Below are 18255 nucleotides of genomic sequence, written 5' to 3'. Positions count from 1 at the left end.
TCAGCCTCGGTAGATATCGGCGATCTCCGCCGCGTACGTCTTGTGGACAACCTGGCGCTTGACCTTGAGCGACGGGGTCAGCTCGCCGGTCGACTCGGTGAAGTCGCGGGGCAGGACCCGGAACACCTTGATCGCCTCGGCCTTCGACACGGCCTGGTTCGCGGCGTCGATCGCGGCCTGGATCTCCTTGCGGAGGCTCTCGTGCTCGCGTAGCTGCTCGACAGGGGTGTCGAGGGGCATCCCGGCGCTCTCCAGCCAGGTCGGCAGCGCTTCCTCGTCGACGGTGACCAGCGCCGCGATGAACGGCTTCCGGTCGCCGACCACGACACACTGGCTGATCAACGGGTGCGCCCGGACCAGGTCCTCCAGTACCGCCGGGGCGACGTTCTTGCCGCCGGCGGTGACGATCAGCTCCTTCTTGCGGCCGGTGATGCTCAGGTAGCCGTCGGAGTCGAGCTGGCCCAGGTCACCGGTGCGGAACCAGCCGTCGGCGCTGATCGTCTCGGCGGTCGCTGTCTCGTTGCGCCAGTAACCCTGGAAGATCAGCGCACCGGAGATCAGGATCTCGCCGTCGTCCTCGATCCGCACCGTCACACCGGGCAGCGGACGGCCGACGCTGCCCATCCGGGTGCCGCTGGGCAGGTTCGCTGCGGCGGCGGGCGAGGTCTCGGTGAGGCCGTAGCCCTCCAGGACCGTCACGCCGATGCCCCGGAAGAAGTGGCCGAGCCGGGCGCCGAGTGGCGCGCCGCCCGAGATCGCGTCCCGGCACCGGCCGCCGAGCGCGGCGCGCAGCTTGCGGTAGACCAGCCGGTCGAAGACCACGTGCTGGGCGCGCAGCGCCAGGCCAGGTCCGCCCGGGGTCTCCAGCGCCTCGCTGTACGCGATGGCGACCTGCTCGGCGCGGGCGAAGACGCCGCCCTTGCCGTCCGCCTCGGCCTTCTGCTTGGCGGCGTTGTAGACCTTCTCGAAGACCCGGGGTACAGAGAGCACGAAGGTGGGTCGGAACGCCTGCAGCTCGGCGACCAGGTTCTTGGTGTCGGCGCAGTGCGCCATGGTGGCCCGCGCCTGCACGACGCCGATCTGGATGAGTCGGGCGAAGGCGTGCGCCAGCGGGAGGAAGAGCAGGGTGCTCGCGCCGGCGTTGAACAGGTTCGGCAGCACCGGCACCGCGTTGGCGATGTCGGCGTACATGTTGCGGTGGGTGAGTACGCAGCCCTTGGGTCGGCCGGTGGTGCCGCTGGTGTAGATGATCGTGGCCAGGTCGTCGGCGCGGACGGCCTTGCGCCGCTGCTCGACCTCGGCCAGCTCGATCGCGGCGCCGGTGCTGACCAGCTCGTCGACGCCGCCGCTGTCGATCTGCCAGACCTGGCTCAGGTCGGGCAGCCGGTGCCGGACACCGGCGACCAGTGCGGCGTGCGCCTCGCTCTCCACCACGACGGCGACCGCGTTGGAGTCCTCGAGGATCCACGCGGCCTGCTCGGCGCTGGACGTCTCGTAGATCGGTACGGTCACCGCGCCGACGGTCCAGATGGCGTAGTCCAGCAGCGTCCACTCGTAGCGGGTGCGGCTCATCAGCCCGACCCGGACGCCGGGCTCGATGCCGGCGGCGATCAGCCCGCGGGCCACGGCGGCCACCTCGTCGCGGAACTGGAGGCAGGTCACCTCGGTCCATTCGGTGACGGTGCCGTCGGTGCGTGGAGTGGGGCGGGCGAACTGGACGGTGTCGGGCGCGACTTCGGCGTTGTCCCAGACCGGATCGGTGAGGTTGGCCGCGTCGCCAACGGTGACGATCGGCGGGACGGAGAACTCGCGCACCTGCACTCCTTCGTGCTCGCACTGGTCGGGCTGGCCGCCGCCGTGGGCGTCGGCATGTGTCGAAACCTACCCGGCGGGCGGTCGGGGTGAGACAACCAGGAGGCGGGTAGCCTCCCCCCATGGCGGACTCCTCCACCCAGTCGATCATCATCGGCGCCGCACCGGATCGGGTGACGGCGGTCATCTGCGACTTCGCGCGCTACCCGGAGTGGACCGAGGCGGTGCGCCGCGCCGAGGTCGTCGAGGAGTACGAGGACGGCTACGCCAGTCAGGTGCGATTCACCATCGACGCCGGTGTGTTGGCCGACGAGTACGTGCTCGCCTACGAGTACGCCGAGGACCTGTCCCGGATCGAGTGGCACCTGGTCGCCCCGTCGAAGATGCAGAAGGCCCAGCGTGGTTCGTACGACCTGGTGGGTAACCAGGACGGCAGCACGACGGTGACCTACACGCTGGAGGTCGACCTGTCGGTCGGCATGCTCGGGATGTTTCGGCGCAAAGCCGAGAAGATGATCATGGACACCGCGTTGAAGCAGCTCAAGCGCCGGGTAGAAGCAACCGGTGCGGCGCAGTGACGTGTCCGGTGGCACGGTAGAGGAGCCGACGGTGGGCGGAACGGATCCGGGTTCGGCCCGGGAAGAGGCGGAGCGGCTGGTCGCCACCCTGCTGGCGGGGGCGCGACTGGCCTCCGCCGGCTCGGCGGGCGGCGCGCTCGGCTCGTTGGGCGGGATGCTGTCCGGTGTCCTCGGTCACAGCGCCGGGCCGGACGCCCGCCCCGGCGCCGGTGGTGCTTTCGCCACCGGTTCGGCCGAATGCTGCGTCTGCCCGGTCTGTCGGGGCATCGCCGCGTTGCGTGACCCGAGTCCGGAATTCGCCGAGCGGCTCGCTACCGGCGCCGGAGACCTCGCCGCGGGCGTCGCCAGCCTGCTCCGCGCGTTCTCCCCGCCGGAACCGGCCGCGCCGAGCCCCGCCGAGCCGGCCGCCGAACAGACCGGCCCGCCCTCGCCGGCACCCGCCGCGAGCACCGACGACGTGCTCCCCGAGCCACCCCCGAGCGCCCCGCCCACCGCGACAGTCGACGACCACGTGTGGCGCGATGCCACCCGTACCGGGCATGATTCTCAGCCGGCGCCGGAGCGGGATGTCTGGTCGGTCGCCACCCGGACGGCGGACCCACTCGCCCCGGCCGCCGCACCACCCGTCGACGAGGCCGGGACGGCGACCGTACCGGCACCGACCACCCGTCCCGTGGTGCCCGCCTCGCGGGTGCCCGATGACGCCGACGCGGAAGCATCGGGCGACGGCGCCTGAGCGCGGGACCTTCCGACCCGGACCGGCACTGGGCCGGAACCTGGGCCGGACAGCACAGCAGAGGGGGGCGGTAGCGGTGACGCTGACCATCGGAGTCGACGTCGGTGGCACGAAGGTGGCCGGCGGTGTCGTGGACGACACCGGCACGGTCCTCGTGCAGACCCGACGGGACACTCCCGCCGATGACGTGGCGAAGACCCGCGACGTCATCATCGAGTTGGTCGGCGAGCTGGCTGCCGGGCGGACCATCGAGGCCGTCGGCATCGGCGCGGCCGGTTGGATCGACGCCAGCCGTTCGACAGTGCTCTTCGCCCCCAACCTGGCCTGGCGTGACGAACCGCTGCGCGAGTACGTCAGCGAGGCCGTCGGGCTGCCGGTGATCGTGGAGAACGACGGGAACGTCGCCGCGTGGGCCGAGTTCCGCTACGGCGCGGCCCGCGACGCCGACGACTCGATGATCATGTTCACCATCGGCACCGGTGTGGGCGGCGGCATCGTCCTCGGTGGCGACCTGATGCGCGGCGCGCACGGCATCGCCGCCGAGTTGGGCCACATGCTGGCCGTGCCGGACGGGCACCAGTGCGGCTGCGGCCGGCTGGGCTGCATCGAGCAGTACGCCAGCGGCAGCGCCCTGGTGCGGTTCGCCCGCGCCGGCGCCCGGCAGGAGCCCAACCGGGCCACCGCACTGCTGAAGCTGGCCGGCGGGGAGGCCGAGGCGATCACCGGCCCGATGGTGACCGCCGCCGCGCAGGGCGGCGACCCGGTCTCCGCCGAGGCGTTCGCCCAGATCGGCCGGTGGCTGGGCACCAGCCTCGCCGACATGGCGCAGATCCTCGACCCGCAGACCCTGGTGGTCGGCGGAGGCGTGATCGACGCCGGTGACCTGCTGCTCGGCCCCACCCGGCGCTCGTACCTCGACGCGCTCGCCCAGCGCGGTCGCCTGCCGGTGGCCGAGGTGCTCCCGGCGGAGCTGGGCAACAGCGCCGGGGTGATCGGTGCCGCTGACCTGGCCCGCCGGATCTGAGGCGGTCCGGGATGGGCGTGCCGCTGCGCGTGGTGTCGTACAACATCCACAGCCAGCGCGACGACACCGCCGCGCTGGCGGCGGTGGTCCGGGCCGCGACGCCGGACGTGGTGATCGTGCAGGAGGGGCCGCGCCGGTTCCGGTGGCGACAGAAGTCCGCCACGTTGGCCGAGTCGTTCGGTCTGGTGGTGGCCGCAGGTGGGCTGCCCGCCCTGGGCAACCTGCTCCTGACCAGCCTGCGGGTCCAGGTGCTGGGCACCCGCTGCCAGCGCTTTCCGCTGACCCCCGGCCGGCACCTGCGCGGCGCCGCGTACGCCGACTGCCGGGTCGGTGACGCCCGGTTCACACTCGCCGGGTCGCACCTGTCCACCGACCCGGCCGAGCGGCCCTCCCAGGCCACCGAGTTCAAGCGTGGCCTGGACACGGCGACCAGCCCGGTGCTGGCCGGGGCGGACCTCAACGAGGGGCCGGACGGGCCCGCCTGGGCCACCGTGTCGCGCGGGTTGACCGACGCGGCGGTGGCGGCCGACCGGGCCGAACGGCTCACCTACTCCTGCGCCGACCCGCGCCGACGCATCGACGCGCTCTTCGTCGACCCGCGGATCACAGTGGTGGACTACGACGTGGTGGACACCCCGCAGACCCGCCGGGCCAGCGACCACTTCCCGGTCCTGGTCGACCTGCTGCTACCCACCACCGGCTGACCCCAGGCCCCGGCTCGACCGTCGGCGCGTCCGGCGCAGGACTGGACATCCGGCCCGGTTGTGGAGAGGATTTCGCGGCGACCGGCACGCCTGCCGTACCAAAAGGAGATGTCCCCGGTGTCCACCTCCACCGACCACGGCCGGCCCGACCCGGAGGCGACCTCGCCCGCGGCGAACAGCGACGGCCGCCCGGTCTCCGACCGGGGCGACACGGTCTGCGTCATCGGGGCCGGGGCCAGCGGCCTGACGGCCATCAAGAACCTGCGTGAGCACGGGTTCGGCGTGGACTGCTACGAGCGGGAGACGGGCGTCGGCGGCGCCTGGAACTGGCGGCACGACCGCAGCCCGGTGTACGCCAGCACCCACCTGATCTCGTCGAAGCCGTTCACCCAGTTCCCCGACTTTCCGATGCCGGACTCCTGGCCGGACTACCCGCACCACGGTCAGCTGCTGTCCTACTTCGAGCGGTACGCCGACCACTTCGACCTGCGTTCGCACATCTGGTTCGGCACCGAGGTGATCCGGGTCCAGCCCGTCGACGGAGACCGGTGGGACGTGACCACCCGCTCCACCGGCGGGTACGGCCCCGAGCGCACCGCCCGGTACGCCGCCGTGGTGATCGCCAACGGCCACAACTGGTCGCCGAAGCTGCCCCGCTACGAGGGCCTGGAGGAGTTCCGCGGCGAGATCATGCACGCCTCGTCCTACAAGGACCCGGCGCAGCTGCGCGGCAAGCGGGTGCTGGTGGTCGGTGCCGGCAACACCGGCTGCGACATCGCCGTGGAGGCCGCCCAGCAGGCGTCGCGCTGCTGGCACTCCACCCGGCGGGGCTACTGGTACGCGCCGAAGTACGTGCTCGGTCGCCCCGCCGACCAGGTGAACGACAGCCTGTTGGCGCTGCGGGTGCCGCTGCGGGTGCGGCAGTGGCTCTACCACTGGACGCTGCGGCTGACCGTCGGCGACCTGACCCGCTTCGGCCTGCCCAAGCCCGACCACCGGGTGTACGAGACGCACCCGATCGCGAACAGTCAGCTCGTCTACTACGTGGGCCACGGCGGGATCGGCCCGGTGCCGGACGTCGCCCGGTTCCACCCGTACGCGGTGGAGTTGGCCGACGGCCGCGAGATCGACCCCGAGGTGGTCGTCTTCGCCACCGGTTACCTGCCGCGCTTCGAGTTCCTCGACGCGTCGGTGTTCTCCGACAGCGCGGGCACGGGCCGGCCCACGCTGTGGCTCAACGCGTTCACCCCGGGGCATCCGACCCTGGCAGTCGCCGGCCTGCTGCAACCGGACTCCGGGTTGTTCACCCTGTCGCACTGGCAGACGGTGCTCTTCGCCAGGCTGCTCCAGGCCCGCCGGGACCGGCCGGAACGGGCCACCGCGTTCGCGTCTCGGGTGCGGGAGCGGGCGGGGGAGCGGTACTCCGGGCCGGTCAAGGACAGCAGCCGGCACTGGTTCGAGGTCGGGCACGCCGACTACCTGCGCGCCATCCAACGCGCACTGGTCGAGCTGGAGGGCAAGTGAGCGCGAGGAGTGAGCTCGCGAGCACCGCAGTCGCGAACGAAAGGTTGGCACCGTGAGCGCGAGCGAGCTGCGGATCATGCGGGGCCGGGAGTGGTCCCGGCCGGTACGGCCGGCCCGGCGGGAGGTGCTCAGCGCGGTCCCCGAGCTGGAGGAGGGGCGGCCGCCGCTGCTGTTCGTCCCCGGGTTCGGGCACGGCGCGTGGGCGTTCGCCGAGCACTGGTTGGGTCACGTGGCGTCGCGCGGGTTCCCGGCGTACGCGGTGAGCCTGCGCGGGCACGGTGGCAGTGAGCCGGCGCCGGAGGCGACGCTGCGGGCGTACGCCCACGACGTGGTCCAGGTGGCCGCGAGCCTGCCGCGGCAGGCGGTGCTGGTGGGGCACGGCGCCGGGGCCCTGGTGGTGGCACACGCGTTGGCCCGCTACCCGGCGCGGGGCGCGGTGCTGGTGGCTCCGGTCTTCGGCGGCTGGGGGGTGCTGGGCGCGGCGTTGCGCCGCAACCCGGCGGGCACGTTGCCGGCGGTGTTCGGCGGGCCGTTGCGGCTCAACCGGGGGCAGCTGTTCAGCCGCGAGTTGCCCGACGAGGAGGCCCGGCGGTATGTCGGACGCCTCGGTCGGGCGGGTCGGCGGGCCCAGTGGGCGCTGCTGGGCGAGCCGGAGGCCGAGCCGGCCGTGGGCTCGCCCCCGGTGTTGGTGCTGGGCAGCCCGGACGACCGGGTGGTGCCGGCGTCGACATTGACCCGGGTGGCCCGTCGGTACGGGTCGGCCCCGCTGCTCTTTCCCGGAATGGGCCACGACCTGATGCTGGACGCGCGGTGGGCGGAGCCGATCGACGCGATCCTGGACTGGCTGGAGAAGGAGCCGGTGACGCGCTGAGAGGCCAGGCCGTGGGAGCTCAGCCGCCGGCCGGGTGGACGGCCGGGCTGCCGGCCGGGGTGGCCGGCCGGGGCACCCGAGCCGTGCCGTCGGAGCCGGTGTCGGTGCCGGCCAGGCGACTGATCAGACCGCCGCCCTCGTCCAGGGCACGCAGGTAGGAGCGGGCCCAGGCCCGGATGTCGTGTTGGTGCAGGTGGGCGCGCATGGCCCGCATCCGCTGGGTGGTGTCGGCCGGGTCGGCCCGCAGCGCCGCGCGCAGGCCCTGCTTGAGCCCTTCCAGGTCGTGCGGGTTGACCAGGTACGCCTGGGACAGTTCGGCGGCGGTGCCGGCGAACTCGCTGAGCAGCAGTGCGCCGGTGTCGTCGACCCGCGCGGCCACGTACTCCTTGGCGACCAGGTTCATTCCGTCGCGCAACGGGGTCACCGCCATCACGTCGGCGACCCGGTAGAGCGCGGCCAGCTCGGCCCGGTCGAAGGGCTGGGTGAGGTAGTGGATCGCGGGCTCACCGACCCGGCCGAACTCGCCGTTGATCCGGCCGACCTCGCGTTCGATGCGCTCGCGCAGGATCTGGTACTGGCCGACACGTTCCCGGCTCGGCATGGCGACCTGCACCAGCACCGTGTCGCGGACCTTGACGTCACCGCTGGCGAGCAACTCGCTGTACGCCTTGAGGCGCTGCTCGATGCCCTTTGTGTAGTCCATCCGGTCCACGCTGAGGACCACCTGCCGGGGATCGCCGAGGTCCTGACGGAGCCGGTGGGCCCGGGCGGCCACGTCCGGGCGGTCGGCGAGAGCTGCCATCTCGGCGGTGTCGATGGAGACCGGGAACGCGCCGATGCGGACGACCCGGTCGTCGATGCCGATCCGCCGGTCGGTGGCCGGCAGCTCCAGCACCCGGGTCACCAACTGGGCGAAGTTGTGCGCCGCCTGCACCCGCTGGAAGCCGACCAGGTCGGCGCCGAGCATGCCGCGCAGCAGTTCGGCCCGGCGGGGCAGTTGCATGAACAGCTCCGGTGGCGGGAACGGCACGTGCAGGAAGAACCCGATGCGCAGGTCCGGGCGGAGCGCGCGCAGCAGACCGGGGACCAGTTGCAGGTGGTAGTCCTGCACCCAGACCACGGCGCCCGGCTCGGCCACCTCCGCTGTCGCCTCGGCGAAGCGCTGGTTGACCCGCTGGTACGCCTCCCACCACCGACGGTGGTGCTGCGGCTGTTCCACGGAGTCGTGGTAGAGCGGCCAGAGGGTGGCGTTGGCGAACCCCTCGTAGTGGTCGCGCAGGTCTTCCGGGCTGAGCGCGACGGTGTGCATCCGCACGCCGTCGACGTCCGGCAGGGCGGGGGCCGGCCCGGTGCCACCGGCCCAGCCGACCCAGGTCGCCGGGGTGTGCCGCAGGAGCGGGTGCAGCGCGCTGACCAACCCGCCCGGGCTGCGCCGCCACTCGCAGGCCCCGTCCGGGGCCTGGTTGTCGTCGATGGGGAGGCGGTTGGCCACCACCACGAGAGAACTCTGTCGCATCTCGGGCATTCCGATCAGCAGAGGACTGACCGCCGCGAGCAAGGAAAAACCGGTCAGTCAGCGGGGGAAGTGACGTACAGCGGTATTCCTACTGACAGTAAGTTACACCACTGTTACGCACCCGGCGGGGCGCTGCTGTCCCGGGATGCGGGCCGACCGTCAGACGACGGCGCCGTTGTCCGGGTCGTCGTCTTCCTCGTCGCCGGGACGCAGCCGCCAGATCAGCGTGACGAAACCGGCCAGGATGCCGGTGAAGCCGAACAGCGTGACCGCAGAGCGGTCGATCGGGAGCAGCCACGGGAAGAGGAACAGCACGAACCCGACGACCACCCCGAGCACGCCGATCACCGCGTACTTGCTGACCCGCGGCAGCGGCGGCGGTGGCGGCGGGTGGTAGCCCTCGTCGTCCTCGTCGTCGGGCAGGTCGGCGCCGAAGGTGTCCAGCCCGTCCAGCAGCGACGGCTCGTCCGGTCGGGTGCCGCGCCCAACGGAAATCCCGGAGATGTCCGTCGCGGACGGCAGCCGGCGAACGTCGGTGGCGGTCGGACCGGGTTCGTCGGTGCCGGAGCGGGCCAGCGGCCCGGAGGTCGGCTCGTCCCGGCTGTCCCGTTCGTCCACGTCCTCCGAGGCCGGCCACGGGTGGTCACCGGGCGTGGAGGTGGTGTGGAAACCCGCCACGATCCGCGCCCACTCGGCGTCGATGTCCGGTTCGTCGCGAGCCGGTGGCTGCTCCGGAGCGGTCTCGTCGGCGAGCTGGGTGAGGTAGTCCCGTGCGGTGGTCAGGTGCGAGCGGTCGACGTAGAGCCTGTCGACCGGCCGGGCCGGCACCGTGGTGGTGCGGGTGACCGGGTTGAGGTCGGCGGAGGGCTGGAGGTAGGCGGCGATCCCACCGGCGGCCAGCACGTCGAGCAGGTGCTCACCGACGCGCGGATCGACATCGCCGACGACGGCGTACTCGTTCGCGTCGAGCCCGTTGTCCCGCCGTCCCCGGCGGGCCCCACCCGCTGACACCCGGACATCCCCCTTAACGCGCCTTCCGGCGCGGCCACCGCTGCCCTTCGGCGCCAGTCCGCACGCCGTGCTCTGAATCGTGACACGTCAGGGCATGGTTCCGGGAGTGCGTTGTGTCGCGTCTTCCAAAGTCACGGCTGCTCCCGCAGGTCGCGGCGGGGCTCCTTTGTCCGTTCTTGCGCGACAAGTGCGATCTCGGTGATCGCGGGAAGGGTCGATGCCTCAGCCCTCCGGACGTCGTCCGTTGTGGTGAGAGCGCTCGCTTCGTAGGCTCGGCGGCGACGACGGCTGGCGCTGTCGCGGGCACACCACGGGAAAGGACGCCGGTGCTCTACTGGCTGCTGAAGTACGTCATCCTCGGTCCGCTGCTCAAGCTGATCTTCCGCCCGCAGGTGGAGGGCCTGCGCAACGTGCCGGCGACCGGGCCGGTGATCCTCGCGAGCAACCACCTCTCCTTCTCCGACTCGATCTTCACGCCGTTGATCACCGCCCGGAAGGTCACCTTCGTCGCCAAGGCCGAGTACTTCACCGGCAAGGGAATCAAGGGCTGGCTGACCAGGATGTTCTTCGTCGGCACCGGCACGATTCCGGTGGACCGCTCCGGTGGTCGGGCCGCCCGCGCCGCCCTGGACACCCAGTTGCAGGTGCTGCGGGCCGGGGGAGTGGCCGGCATCTACCCCGAGGGCACCCGCTCCCCGGACGGGCGGCTCTACCGGGGCAAGACCGGGGTGGCCCGGCTCGCCCTGGAGAGCGGCGCGGTGGTGGTGCCGGTGGCGATGCTCAACGCCGACGAGATCCAGCCGCCGGGCAAGCTCATCCCCAGGATCGACCGGGTGAGGATCCGCTTCGGGGCGCCGCTGGACTTCTCCCGTTACGCCGGGCTGGCCGGCGACCGGTTCGTCGAGCGCGCTGTCACCGACGAGATCATGTACGAGTTGATGGAGCTCTCCGGTCGGGAGTACGTCGACGTCTACGCCCAGAAGCTCAAGCAGCCCGTCCCGACGCCGCTGGCCGCCTGAGTCGTCGCCGTGCCGGCCCGCTCGGCGCTCAGGGCAGGTGGAGCAGCGCGGGGGCGTGGTGGTGGGTGGCGAAGTCGTGCAGGCGGGCGCGGGTCGCCGCGGCGGCCTGTGGGTCGGTCTCGGCCAGCGGGCCGACGGCCAGCGCCAGCGTGATGACCTCGTCGGTCACGTCGGTCATCAGGGCGTAGCTCGCCGCCGCCGAACGCAACAGGTTCGCCGCTGTCGAGGCGTCCCCGGCCTGCCGGGCCAACGTGGCGTCGGCGACCTGACCGGCCGCGTGAGCCCACGGGGTCATCCGGGGCGCCCGGTCGAGCAGCTTCCGGACCAGCCGGGCCGCGTCCGCGCCGAGCACCCCGGCGACGTGCCCGACGGCCGGCACCCACTCCGCGAACGGAATCATCCGGGTCCGTTGCCAGTCCTCGTCCAACTCGGTGAGCAACGCCATCGCCTCGGCGCGGCGGCCCTGCACCGCCCGACAGAGGGCGGCGTGCGCCAGGGTGGAGCGCAGCACCCGGTGGAATCCGGTGCGCCGAGCCGCGACCAGCGCCTGCTCGACCAGATCCCCACCCGTTGCGTCCGACCCCGCAGTTTCGTCGGGCCCGTCGGGGCCGACCAGCTCGGCTCCGGCCAGCCCGCGCATCCAACCCGAGACCGCCACGATGTGCAGATCCCACTCCGCGGTCGGCCGTCGGGTCGACTCCGCCGCCATCGCCAGCGCCGCTGTCCAGTCACCCGCGTAGTACGACCGCGCCCACTGGTCGGCGAAGCTGGTGGCGAGGCTGTGCTCACCGCCCAGGTCGAGGGTGAGCTGCTCGTCGACCAACCGGGCCGAGCCGGCCAGGTCACCCTCCTCCTGCAACGCCCAGGCCAGGTTCTGCACCGCCCGGCGTCGACTGGTCAGCCGCTCCACCCGGCAGTGCTCGGTCACCTCCGCCAGCTCCGGGAACGCCTCGGCGGAGCCGGCCAGGTAGCGCGCCACGGCCAGGGTGATCCGCGCGTTGGCCTGGACCTCGCGCAGCTGGAGCCGCTCGGCCAGGGACGCCGCCGCCCGCGCCGCGGTGCACGCCGGCTCGGTCTCCGCGTTGAGCATGTGCACCCGGGCCAGCTCCAGCAGGGCGCCCGCCTTCTCCTGACTGTCCGGTAGGTCGCCGTAGATGCCGATCGCCTGGTCCAGGCAGTGCAGCGTCGTCGAGCGGTCGGCCCGACTCCAGGCGGCGGTGGCGAGCAGCGTCCAGGCACGCGCCGCCCCCGTCCGGTCGCCGCTCGTGGTGAGCCGCCCGGCCAGCCGGGTCAGGGTGTCGGTGCCCCCCGCCACCAGGAAGGCGTCCCCGTCCCGGTAGAACGCCAGCTCGGCGTCGAACAGCTCCAGCGCCGGGTCCGGCCCGACGTCCAGGGCCAGCGCCCGGCCCACCAGCGCGGCGGCGGTGTCCAGCGCGTGCAGCTCGTACGCGCGGCGGGCCGCCCGGTGCAACGCGGCCCGCGCCGACGGGGCGTAGGGGGCGGTGTCCAACCCGACGGTCCGGGCGATCTCGTGTGCCGCCCAACGATGGTTGGCCAGCACCTCGGCCAGGTCGTACTGCCGGCCGTCGGTGAGCTGTGCCATCCAGTCGGCGGTGCGTTGGTGGCGCAGCACCCGTTCGGCCCTGGGCAGCCGCTGGTAGCAGACGTCACGCACCAGGATGTGCCGGAACCGGTACTCGGGCTGGCCGGGCATCGTCGACGTGCTCTGCTCGTACACCAGGTCGCGACGTTGCAGGCGGTCCAGCGCACGCTCCACCCACTCCACCGGCCGTCCCAACGCCATCGCCACCGGCGCGGCCCAGAACACCACGCCGACCACGGCGGCGGCCTGGAGCACCGCCCGGTCGGCCGGGTCCAGCAGGTCGAGCCGGTTGGCGATGACCGCCTGCACGGTGCGGGGCATCTCCGCGCCACCGTCGAGGTCGGGTCGGGTGGCCGAACCGACAGCGTCGAGCAGGCCGCCGTCCAGCAGCATCCGGGCGTACTCCTGAGCGTAGAGCGGGTTGCCGTCGGCGAACTCGATCAACGGGGTACGCGAGGTGGAGGGCAGCGTCGCCTGCCCGAGGAGCAGCGAGTAGAGCGTGTCGATGTCGGTGTCGTGCATCGGCGGCACCGAGATGGACATCGCGCCACTGATCGTGCCGGTCCAGGCCGGGTGTCGTTCCCGCAGCTCCGGCCGGGCGGTGGCGACGACCAGCAGCGGTACGCCGCGCGCCGACGCGCCCAACTGCTCGACGAAGGCGAGCATCGCCTGGTCGGCCCAGTGCATGTCCTCGAAGACCAGCACGGTCGGGCCGGTGGTCGCCAGGGCGAGCAGGAACCGCCGCCAGGAGGCCTCGGTCTCGCCGGGGGTGAGCCGTTCACCGGGTACGCCGATCAGCGGTCCGAGCGCCTCGGCCAGCCGGGTCGCGTGCGGGTCGGCGAGCTGCCCCAGCCGGGACCGCAGCCGCTCGCGCAGCGCAACCGGGTCGTCGACCTCCGGCACGCCCACCCAGGTCTTCACGATGTCGGACAGGGCGGCCCAGGTGACGTTCTCGCCGAACGGCGGGCACTGCCCGACGAGCCAGGTGATCGGAGGGCCGGGCAGGCTGCCGGCGTGCCGGGCCAGTTCGCGCAACAGCCGGCTCTTGCCCACACCGGCCGGGCCGAACACCGTCACCAACTGGGAGGTCCGCTCGGTCACCATCCGGTGCAGCGCGTTGACCAGCAGGCCGCGCTCGTGCTCCCGGTCCACCATCGGGGTCAGTTCGGCGCCGCGCGGGTCCCGGTGCGGTCGCACCTGGACGGCCAGCCAGATCCGGCTCACCGCGGACCGGCCCCGCAGGGTGACCGGTGGTTGGTCGGCGTACTCCATCTCGTGTCGGGTTGCCGACCAGGTGCTCTCGTCGACGACGACACCGCCCGGCGGGGCGAACCCCTGTAGGCGGGAAGCGGTGTTGACGACGTCTCCGGTCACGAAGGCCTGCCCACCGTCGCGGGTGGCGGAGAGGTCGACCAGGGCCTCGCCGGTCGCGATGCCGACCCGGAAGCTCAGCGGCGGCTGCGGACCGGCGGGCTGGCGGGCCAGGCTCCGTTGCAGCTCCAGGCCGGCGCGGACGCACCGCAGAGCGTCGTTGTCGGTGGCCACCGGCGCGCCGAACAGCGCCATCGCCGCGTCGCCGATGTACTTCTCGACCACCCCGCCGTACTGGTGCACGATCCGGCGGACGGTGGCGAAGTAGGTCTGTTGCAGACCGCGGGCCTGCTCCGGGTCGGCCCGCTCCGCGTAGCTGGTGAAGTCCACTATGTCGACGAAGAGCACGCTGACCTGACGCCGGTCCTCCTGCACCGCGACGGCGTGGTCCCGCAGCGGTTGACCGCAGCTGGTGCAGAAATTGACCTCGGTGCTGTTGGCATGCCCGCAGTGCGCACAGTTGACCCCGAGCGGCTGGCCACACCCGCCGCAGAAGCGGTCGTCCGGCCCGGCCGCGCGTGCGCAGTGTCCACACTTGAGGTCGATGTTCAGCTCCGTGGGCGAAAGAGGTCAGTATCACGGCCGATCGGCCCAGTCGGGTACCCGACGTGCGGACGGGCAACGGCATCGATCGGTCGGGGTTAGTGTTCCGTACCAGGAAGTTTCATGTCAGGGAGAGTGCCGTGCAGGTACGACTGTCCGCCTCGTGGACCGATCCGGGTGGCACGCTGTGGGCGCCGGGGGACACGATCGACGTCGATGCGGTCACTCTCGCCGAACTGGAGGAGCAGGGCATGGTGGAAGAGCCTGAGGGTCAGTCGGGCGGGTCGGGGGAGACCACGACCACCTCGTCGAGCACGTCCACGGCCGGTAAGCCGACCGATCCGAAGAAGATCGGGCCGGGGCCGGGTGCGCCGCCGGCCGACAGCACGGAGAACTGATTTTCCCGGGTGCGGTCGGCGGGCCATCGGTCCACCGGCCGCACCTGTCTGTCCAGCCCGTTCGTTGATGCCGGTTGCCAGCGGCGGCCGGCATCAACAGTGCGCGCGGGTGGGCTGGCCGGCAACGGATGACGGGCGTCCACACCGGAGACCGGGTCGTCGGGACGGCCGGCGCGGGCCGGTCGGTCAGCGGTCGGCCATGCCGGCGCGGCGGCGCAGCGCTGCCACGTCGGTCACCACGATCCGGCGGCCCTCGGTACGCAGCCAGCCACGGCTGGCGAACGAGCCGATCGCCTGGTTGACGCTCTGTCGGGAACCACCGGCCATCTCGGCCAGTTGGCTCTGGTTGAGCTCGATCGTGATCATCGGTGCCTGGCTCTCGCCGGCCAGCCGCACCAGCGTCTTCGCCACCCGACCAGGCAGGTCGAGGAAGACGTGGTCGGCGTTCTGCTCGGTGAGCCGGCGGATCAGCCCGCCCAGTGAGCGCATCACCGCGTCCAGGATGCGGGGGTTGGAGTGCACCAGCTCCATGAACGCGCCCCGCGACAGCGCGAGCGCCGCGCAGTCCTCGATGGCCTCCGCCGAGGCGGACCGGGTGGACGCGTCGAGCAGGGAGACCTCACCGAGCACGTCCGGTGGACGGATAACCGACAGCACTGCCCGCTCGCCGGTGGGTGCGGTGCGGAAGACCGCCACCGCGCCGCGGCGCAGCACGATCAGGGACTCGCCGGGGTCGTTCTCCACGAAGAGCAGTTGGCCCTTGCGGTAGGTGCGCGGAACGGCGGCAGCGATGACGCGCTGCCGCACCTCGGGCTCCAGCCCGGCGAACATCTCGACACCCGTGAGCGCGTCACCCGGCTCCGGCAGGCGAACCTCCACGGCCCAACCCCTCCCCCGGTCATGGACCACAAACTCGCTCACCGGGCGAACCTGATGGGCCCCGACAAGGTGAACTGACACCGATTCGGCGTCCGGTAGCGGTACACATCAGATCATGACGGTCCGGTCGCTTGCTGTACACCCCTCGAAGCACTTCCGTGACCGTCACGAGCTGCGACGCGCCGTTCACGAGGTGTCGCCGTGACCCGGTCGGCCTCCGGGCGGGCCCCGCCGGACGCGGCTGCCCGGCGGTGGGCGAGGATGCCCGGAATGGTCTACCGCTACTTCTACGACTGCGAGTTCATCGAGGACGGCACGACAGTCGACCTCGTCTCGATCGGTGTCGTCGACGAGTACGGCCGCGAGTTCTACGCGGTCTCCACCGAGTTCGACCACTCCCGTGCCGTGCCCTGGGTTCGACGCAACGTGCTGGACAAGCTGCCCTCCCCGGCGGACCGGGCCTGGCGCTCGCGTGAGCGCATCCGCGACGACCTGTACGACTTCCTGATGGAGCCGATCCGGGACCGGCCGGGGGAGCAGTTGGAGCTGTGGGCGTGGTTCGCCGCGTACGACCACGTGGTGCTCGCCCAGCTCTGGGGCGCGATGCCGGCGCTGCCCCGGGAGATTCCCCGCTACACCAAGGAACTGCGGCAGCTCTGGGACGACCGGGGTCGGCCGCCCCTGCCGGACGCGGACGCCGCCCGGCACGACGCTCTGGTCGACGCCCGGCACAATCTGGCCCGCTGGCGGGCGATGACAGCCCGTTGAGTGGTGGCCGCGCCGCCGTAGGTTTGACCGGTTCTGTCCCGGGCAACGGTTCGACCAGCCGAGCCGAGGGAGATTGCCATGAGCGACCAGCCGAGCAGTGCTGCGGAGGCACGCGCCCGGGTCACCGGCCTGGCCCGGGCCGCGCGGATCTGCATGCTCACCACCACCGCCCTGGACGGGCGGCAGGTGAGTCGACCGATGGGGCTCCAGGAGGCCGAGTTCGACGGCGAGCTGTGGTTCTTCGCCTACGCCGACTCGGCCAAGGTCCGCCAGATCCGGGTGAACCCGGAGGTCAACGTCGCCTTCTCCGACCAGAGGCACAACGCCTGGGTGTCGATCTCCGGCACCGCCACCGAGGGGTTCGACCGGGCCCGGGCCGAGCGGCTGTGGAACCCACTGCTCAAGGCGTGGTTCCCCGACGGGCTGGACACCTCCGGTCTCACGCTGATCAAGGTGCACGCCAGCTCCGCCGAGTACTGGGACTCGCCGAACAGCACTGTGGTGAACCTGCTCGACTACGCGAGGGCCGCGGTCACCGGCCGGCCACCGAAGGCCGGCGAGAACCACGAGGTGACCTACTGACCGGGGGTGGGTGCCCGGGGCGCGCTGTCGTCGTACTGGCGGGCCGACTACAGTTCGCAGTGACGGCCCGCCCCGGGCCGGCAACGGCGCCGATGGTCTGACCTGACACATACCCTGGGGCATATCGGGCTTTACCTGATGCTCCAGGAGGATGAGCGGATCATGCGTATCGGCGTGCTCACCGGCGGCGGCGACTGCCCCGGTCTCAACGCGGTCATCCGGGCGGTGGTCCGCAAGGGCGTCGCCACTTACGGTCACGAGTTCGTGGGCTTCCGGGACGGCTGGAAGGGCCCGCTCGAGGGTCTGTCCCGCCCGCTGGACATCGCCGACGTTCGCGGCATCCTGCCCCGCGGCGGCACCATCCTCGGCTCGTCCCGGACCAACCCGTTCAAGATCGAGAACGGCGTCGAGCGGATCAAGGACAACCTCGCCGCCCAGGGCGTGGACGCGCTGATCGCGATCGGCGGCGAGGACACCCTCGGCGTGGCCACCAAGCTCTACGAGCTGGGCGTGCACGTCGTCGGCGTGCCGAAGACGATCGACAACGACCTCGGTGCCACCGACTACACCTTCGGCTTCGACACCGCTGTCAACATCGCGATGGAGGCCATCGACCGCCTGCACACCACCGCGGAGAGCCACCACCGCACCCTGGTCGTCGAGGTGATGGGCCGGCACGCCGGCTGGATCGCCCTGCACGCCGGTCTGGCCGGCGGCGCGAACGTGATCCTGCTGCCCGAGCGTCAGTTCGACGTCGACCAGGTGGCCGGCTACGTCGAGAAGCGCTTCCAGCACCAGTACGCCCCGATCGTCGTGGTCGCCGAGGGCGCCCAGCCGCTCGACGGCCAGATGGTGCTCGCCAACCAGGAGCTCGACTCGTTCGGCCACGTCCGCCTCGGCGGCATCGGCCAGTGGCTCGCCGAGCAGCTGGAGGCCAAGACCGGCAAGGAGGCCCGCACCGTGGTGCTGGGCCACATCCAGCGCGGTGGCACCCCGACCGCCTTCGACCGGGTGCTCGCCACCCGCCTGGGCCTGCAGGCCATCGACGCTGTCAACGACGGCGACTGGGGCAAGATGGTCGCGATGCAGAGCACCGACATCGTCCGGGTGCCCCTCGCCGAGGCCACCCGCGAGCTGAAGACCGTGCCGCTGGAGCGGTACGCCGAGGCCGAGGTCTTCTTCGGCAGCTGATCGATCGTCGGCGGCGCGGCGGGCCTGCGGGGGCCCCCCGCCGCCCCCCCCAGCCCGGGGGGGGCGGCCGGCCAGTGAGCCCGCGGGGGCCCCGGCGCGGGGGGGGGCCGCGGGCCGAAGACGGG

16 protein-coding genes are annotated in these 18255 nt (G+C 72.2%); 11 read left to right on the top strand and 5 right to left on the bottom strand.

The window, feature by feature from the left end; genetic code table 11:
* Positions 1-1815: a long-chain fatty acid--CoA ligase gene (locus tag AB0B98_RS14425; protein WP_357362940.1), complete on the bottom strand. Its 1815-nt coding sequence runs from the start codon at positions 1813-1815 to the stop codon at positions 1-3.
* A 119-nt stretch (positions 1816-1934) separates the two neighbouring features.
* On the opposite strand from AB0B98_RS14425, the gene AB0B98_RS14420 reads away from it, so the two are divergent.
* The 6 genes from AB0B98_RS14420 (at position 1935) to AB0B98_RS14395 (ending at position 7249) form a co-directional block, all read left to right on the top strand.
* Positions 1935-2390 (top strand): SRPBCC family protein, encoded by a 456-nt coding sequence (locus AB0B98_RS14420; RefSeq protein ID WP_357362939.1) that lies wholly within the window; start codon positions 1935-1937, stop codon positions 2388-2390.
* Positions 2391-2421: 31 nt separating this feature from the next.
* Complete coding sequence (locus tag AB0B98_RS14415; protein ID WP_357362937.1) at positions 2422-3126, top strand: hypothetical protein; 705 nt, start codon at positions 2422-2424, stop codon at positions 3124-3126.
* 76 nt (positions 3127-3202) lie between these two features.
* Positions 3203-4150 carry an ROK family glucokinase gene (locus AB0B98_RS14410; protein WP_091407561.1) on the top strand — a complete coding sequence of 316 codons (948 nt, stop codon included), beginning with the start codon at positions 3203-3205 and terminating at the stop codon, positions 4148-4150.
* Positions 4147-4854 carry an endonuclease/exonuclease/phosphatase family protein gene (locus AB0B98_RS14405; protein ID WP_357363032.1) on the top strand — a complete coding sequence of 236 codons (708 nt, stop codon included), beginning with the start codon at positions 4147-4149 and terminating at the stop codon, positions 4852-4854. The genes AB0B98_RS14410 and AB0B98_RS14405 overlap by 4 nt, the downstream gene beginning before the upstream one ends.
* Positions 4855-4971: 117 nt before the next feature.
* Positions 4972-6378, top strand: a complete 1407-nt coding sequence (locus tag AB0B98_RS14400) for an NAD(P)-binding domain-containing protein (protein WP_357362935.1) — start codon at positions 4972-4974, stop codon at positions 6376-6378.
* A 76-nt stretch (positions 6379-6454) separates the two neighbouring features.
* Positions 6455-7249: an alpha/beta fold hydrolase gene (locus tag AB0B98_RS14395; protein ID WP_357363030.1), complete on the top strand. Its 795-nt coding sequence runs from the start codon at positions 6455-6457 to the stop codon at positions 7247-7249.
* A gap of 19 nt (positions 7250-7268) precedes the next feature.
* Here the strand turns inward: AB0B98_RS14395 and AB0B98_RS14390 are convergent, their stop codons facing one another.
* Together AB0B98_RS14390 and AB0B98_RS14385 are read right to left on the bottom strand one after the other, a co-directional pair.
* Complete coding sequence (locus AB0B98_RS14390) at positions 7269-8765, bottom strand: trehalose-6-phosphate synthase (RefSeq protein WP_357363028.1); 1497 nt, start codon at positions 8763-8765, stop codon at positions 7269-7271.
* 159 nt (positions 8766-8924) lie between these two features.
* A complete protein-coding gene (locus tag AB0B98_RS14385; protein WP_238667418.1) occupies positions 8925-9776 on the bottom strand; it encodes a DUF308 domain-containing protein in 852 nt (283 codons plus the stop codon).
* Positions 9777-10102: 326 nt separating this feature from the next.
* On the opposite strand from AB0B98_RS14385, the gene AB0B98_RS14380 reads away from it, so the two are divergent.
* Positions 10103-10795 carry a lysophospholipid acyltransferase family protein gene (locus AB0B98_RS14380; RefSeq protein WP_238667417.1) on the top strand — a complete coding sequence of 231 codons (693 nt, stop codon included), beginning with the start codon at positions 10103-10105 and terminating at the stop codon, positions 10793-10795.
* A 28-nt stretch (positions 10796-10823) separates the two neighbouring features.
* Here the strand turns inward: AB0B98_RS14380 and AB0B98_RS14375 are convergent, their stop codons facing one another.
* The gene (locus tag AB0B98_RS14375; RefSeq protein WP_357363026.1) at positions 10824-14315 is read right to left on the bottom strand and encodes an adenylate/guanylate cyclase domain-containing protein; all 3492 of its coding nucleotides are present in this window, start codon (positions 14313-14315) and stop codon (positions 10824-10826) included.
* Positions 14316-14452: 137 nt separating this feature from the next.
* On the opposite strand from AB0B98_RS14375, the gene AB0B98_RS14370 reads away from it, so the two are divergent.
* Entirely contained in the window at positions 14453-14710 is a 258-nt protein-coding gene (locus AB0B98_RS14370) for a hypothetical protein (RefSeq protein ID WP_084597913.1), read from the top strand.
* Between the two features lie 186 nt (positions 14711-14896).
* Here the strand turns inward: AB0B98_RS14370 and AB0B98_RS14365 are convergent, their stop codons facing one another.
* The gene (locus AB0B98_RS14365) at positions 14897-15589 is read right to left on the bottom strand and encodes a Crp/Fnr family transcriptional regulator (RefSeq protein WP_091407574.1); all 693 of its coding nucleotides are present in this window, start codon (positions 15587-15589) and stop codon (positions 14897-14899) included.
* A gap of 270 nt (positions 15590-15859) precedes the next feature.
* Here AB0B98_RS14365 and AB0B98_RS14360 point away from each other — a divergent pair, with 270 nt between their 5' ends.
* From AB0B98_RS14360 to AB0B98_RS14350, 3 genes are all read left to right on the top strand, one after another.
* Positions 15860-16357 carry a polyadenylate-specific 3'-exoribonuclease AS gene (locus AB0B98_RS14360; RefSeq protein WP_357363024.1) on the top strand — a complete coding sequence of 166 codons (498 nt, stop codon included), beginning with the start codon at positions 15860-15862 and terminating at the stop codon, positions 16355-16357.
* Positions 16358-16435: 78 nt separating this feature from the next.
* Positions 16436-16939, top strand: a complete 504-nt coding sequence (locus AB0B98_RS14355) for a pyridoxamine 5'-phosphate oxidase family protein (RefSeq protein ID WP_238667416.1) — start codon at positions 16436-16438, stop codon at positions 16937-16939.
* A 162-nt stretch (positions 16940-17101) separates the two neighbouring features.
* Positions 17102-18130: a 6-phosphofructokinase gene (locus AB0B98_RS14350; RefSeq protein WP_091408060.1), complete on the top strand. Its 1029-nt coding sequence runs from the start codon at positions 17102-17104 to the stop codon at positions 18128-18130.
* Positions 18131-18255 lie beyond the last annotated feature (125 nt).

This window comes from Micromonospora sp. NPDC048947 (genome assembly GCF_040649495.1).
Taxonomy (GTDB): Bacteria; Actinomycetota; Actinomycetes; order Mycobacteriales; family Micromonosporaceae; genus Micromonospora; species Micromonospora alfalfae.
Note: the sequence above shows the minus strand (reverse complement) of the source record. Positions and strands in the feature narration are given on the sequence as shown.

Coding starts and splice junctions, on each gene's coding strand:
- AB0B98_RS14420 (WP_357362939.1), top strand. CDS start 1,935: ATGGCGGACTCCTCCACCCAGTCGATCATCATCGGCGCCGCACCGGAT.
- AB0B98_RS14395 (WP_357363030.1), top strand. CDS start 6,455: ATGCGGGGCCGGGAGTGGTCCCGGCCGGTACGGCCGGCCCGGCGGGAG.
- AB0B98_RS14390 (WP_357363028.1), bottom strand. CDS start 8,765: ATGCGACAGAGTTCTCTCGTGGTGGTGGCCAACCGCCTCCCCATCGAC.
- AB0B98_RS14360 (WP_357363024.1), top strand. CDS start 15,860: ATGGTCTACCGCTACTTCTACGACTGCGAGTTCATCGAGGACGGCACG.
- AB0B98_RS14355 (WP_238667416.1), top strand. CDS start 16,436: ATGAGCGACCAGCCGAGCAGTGCTGCGGAGGCACGCGCCCGGGTCACC.
- AB0B98_RS14350 (WP_091408060.1), top strand. CDS start 17,102: ATGCGTATCGGCGTGCTCACCGGCGGCGGCGACTGCCCCGGTCTCAAC.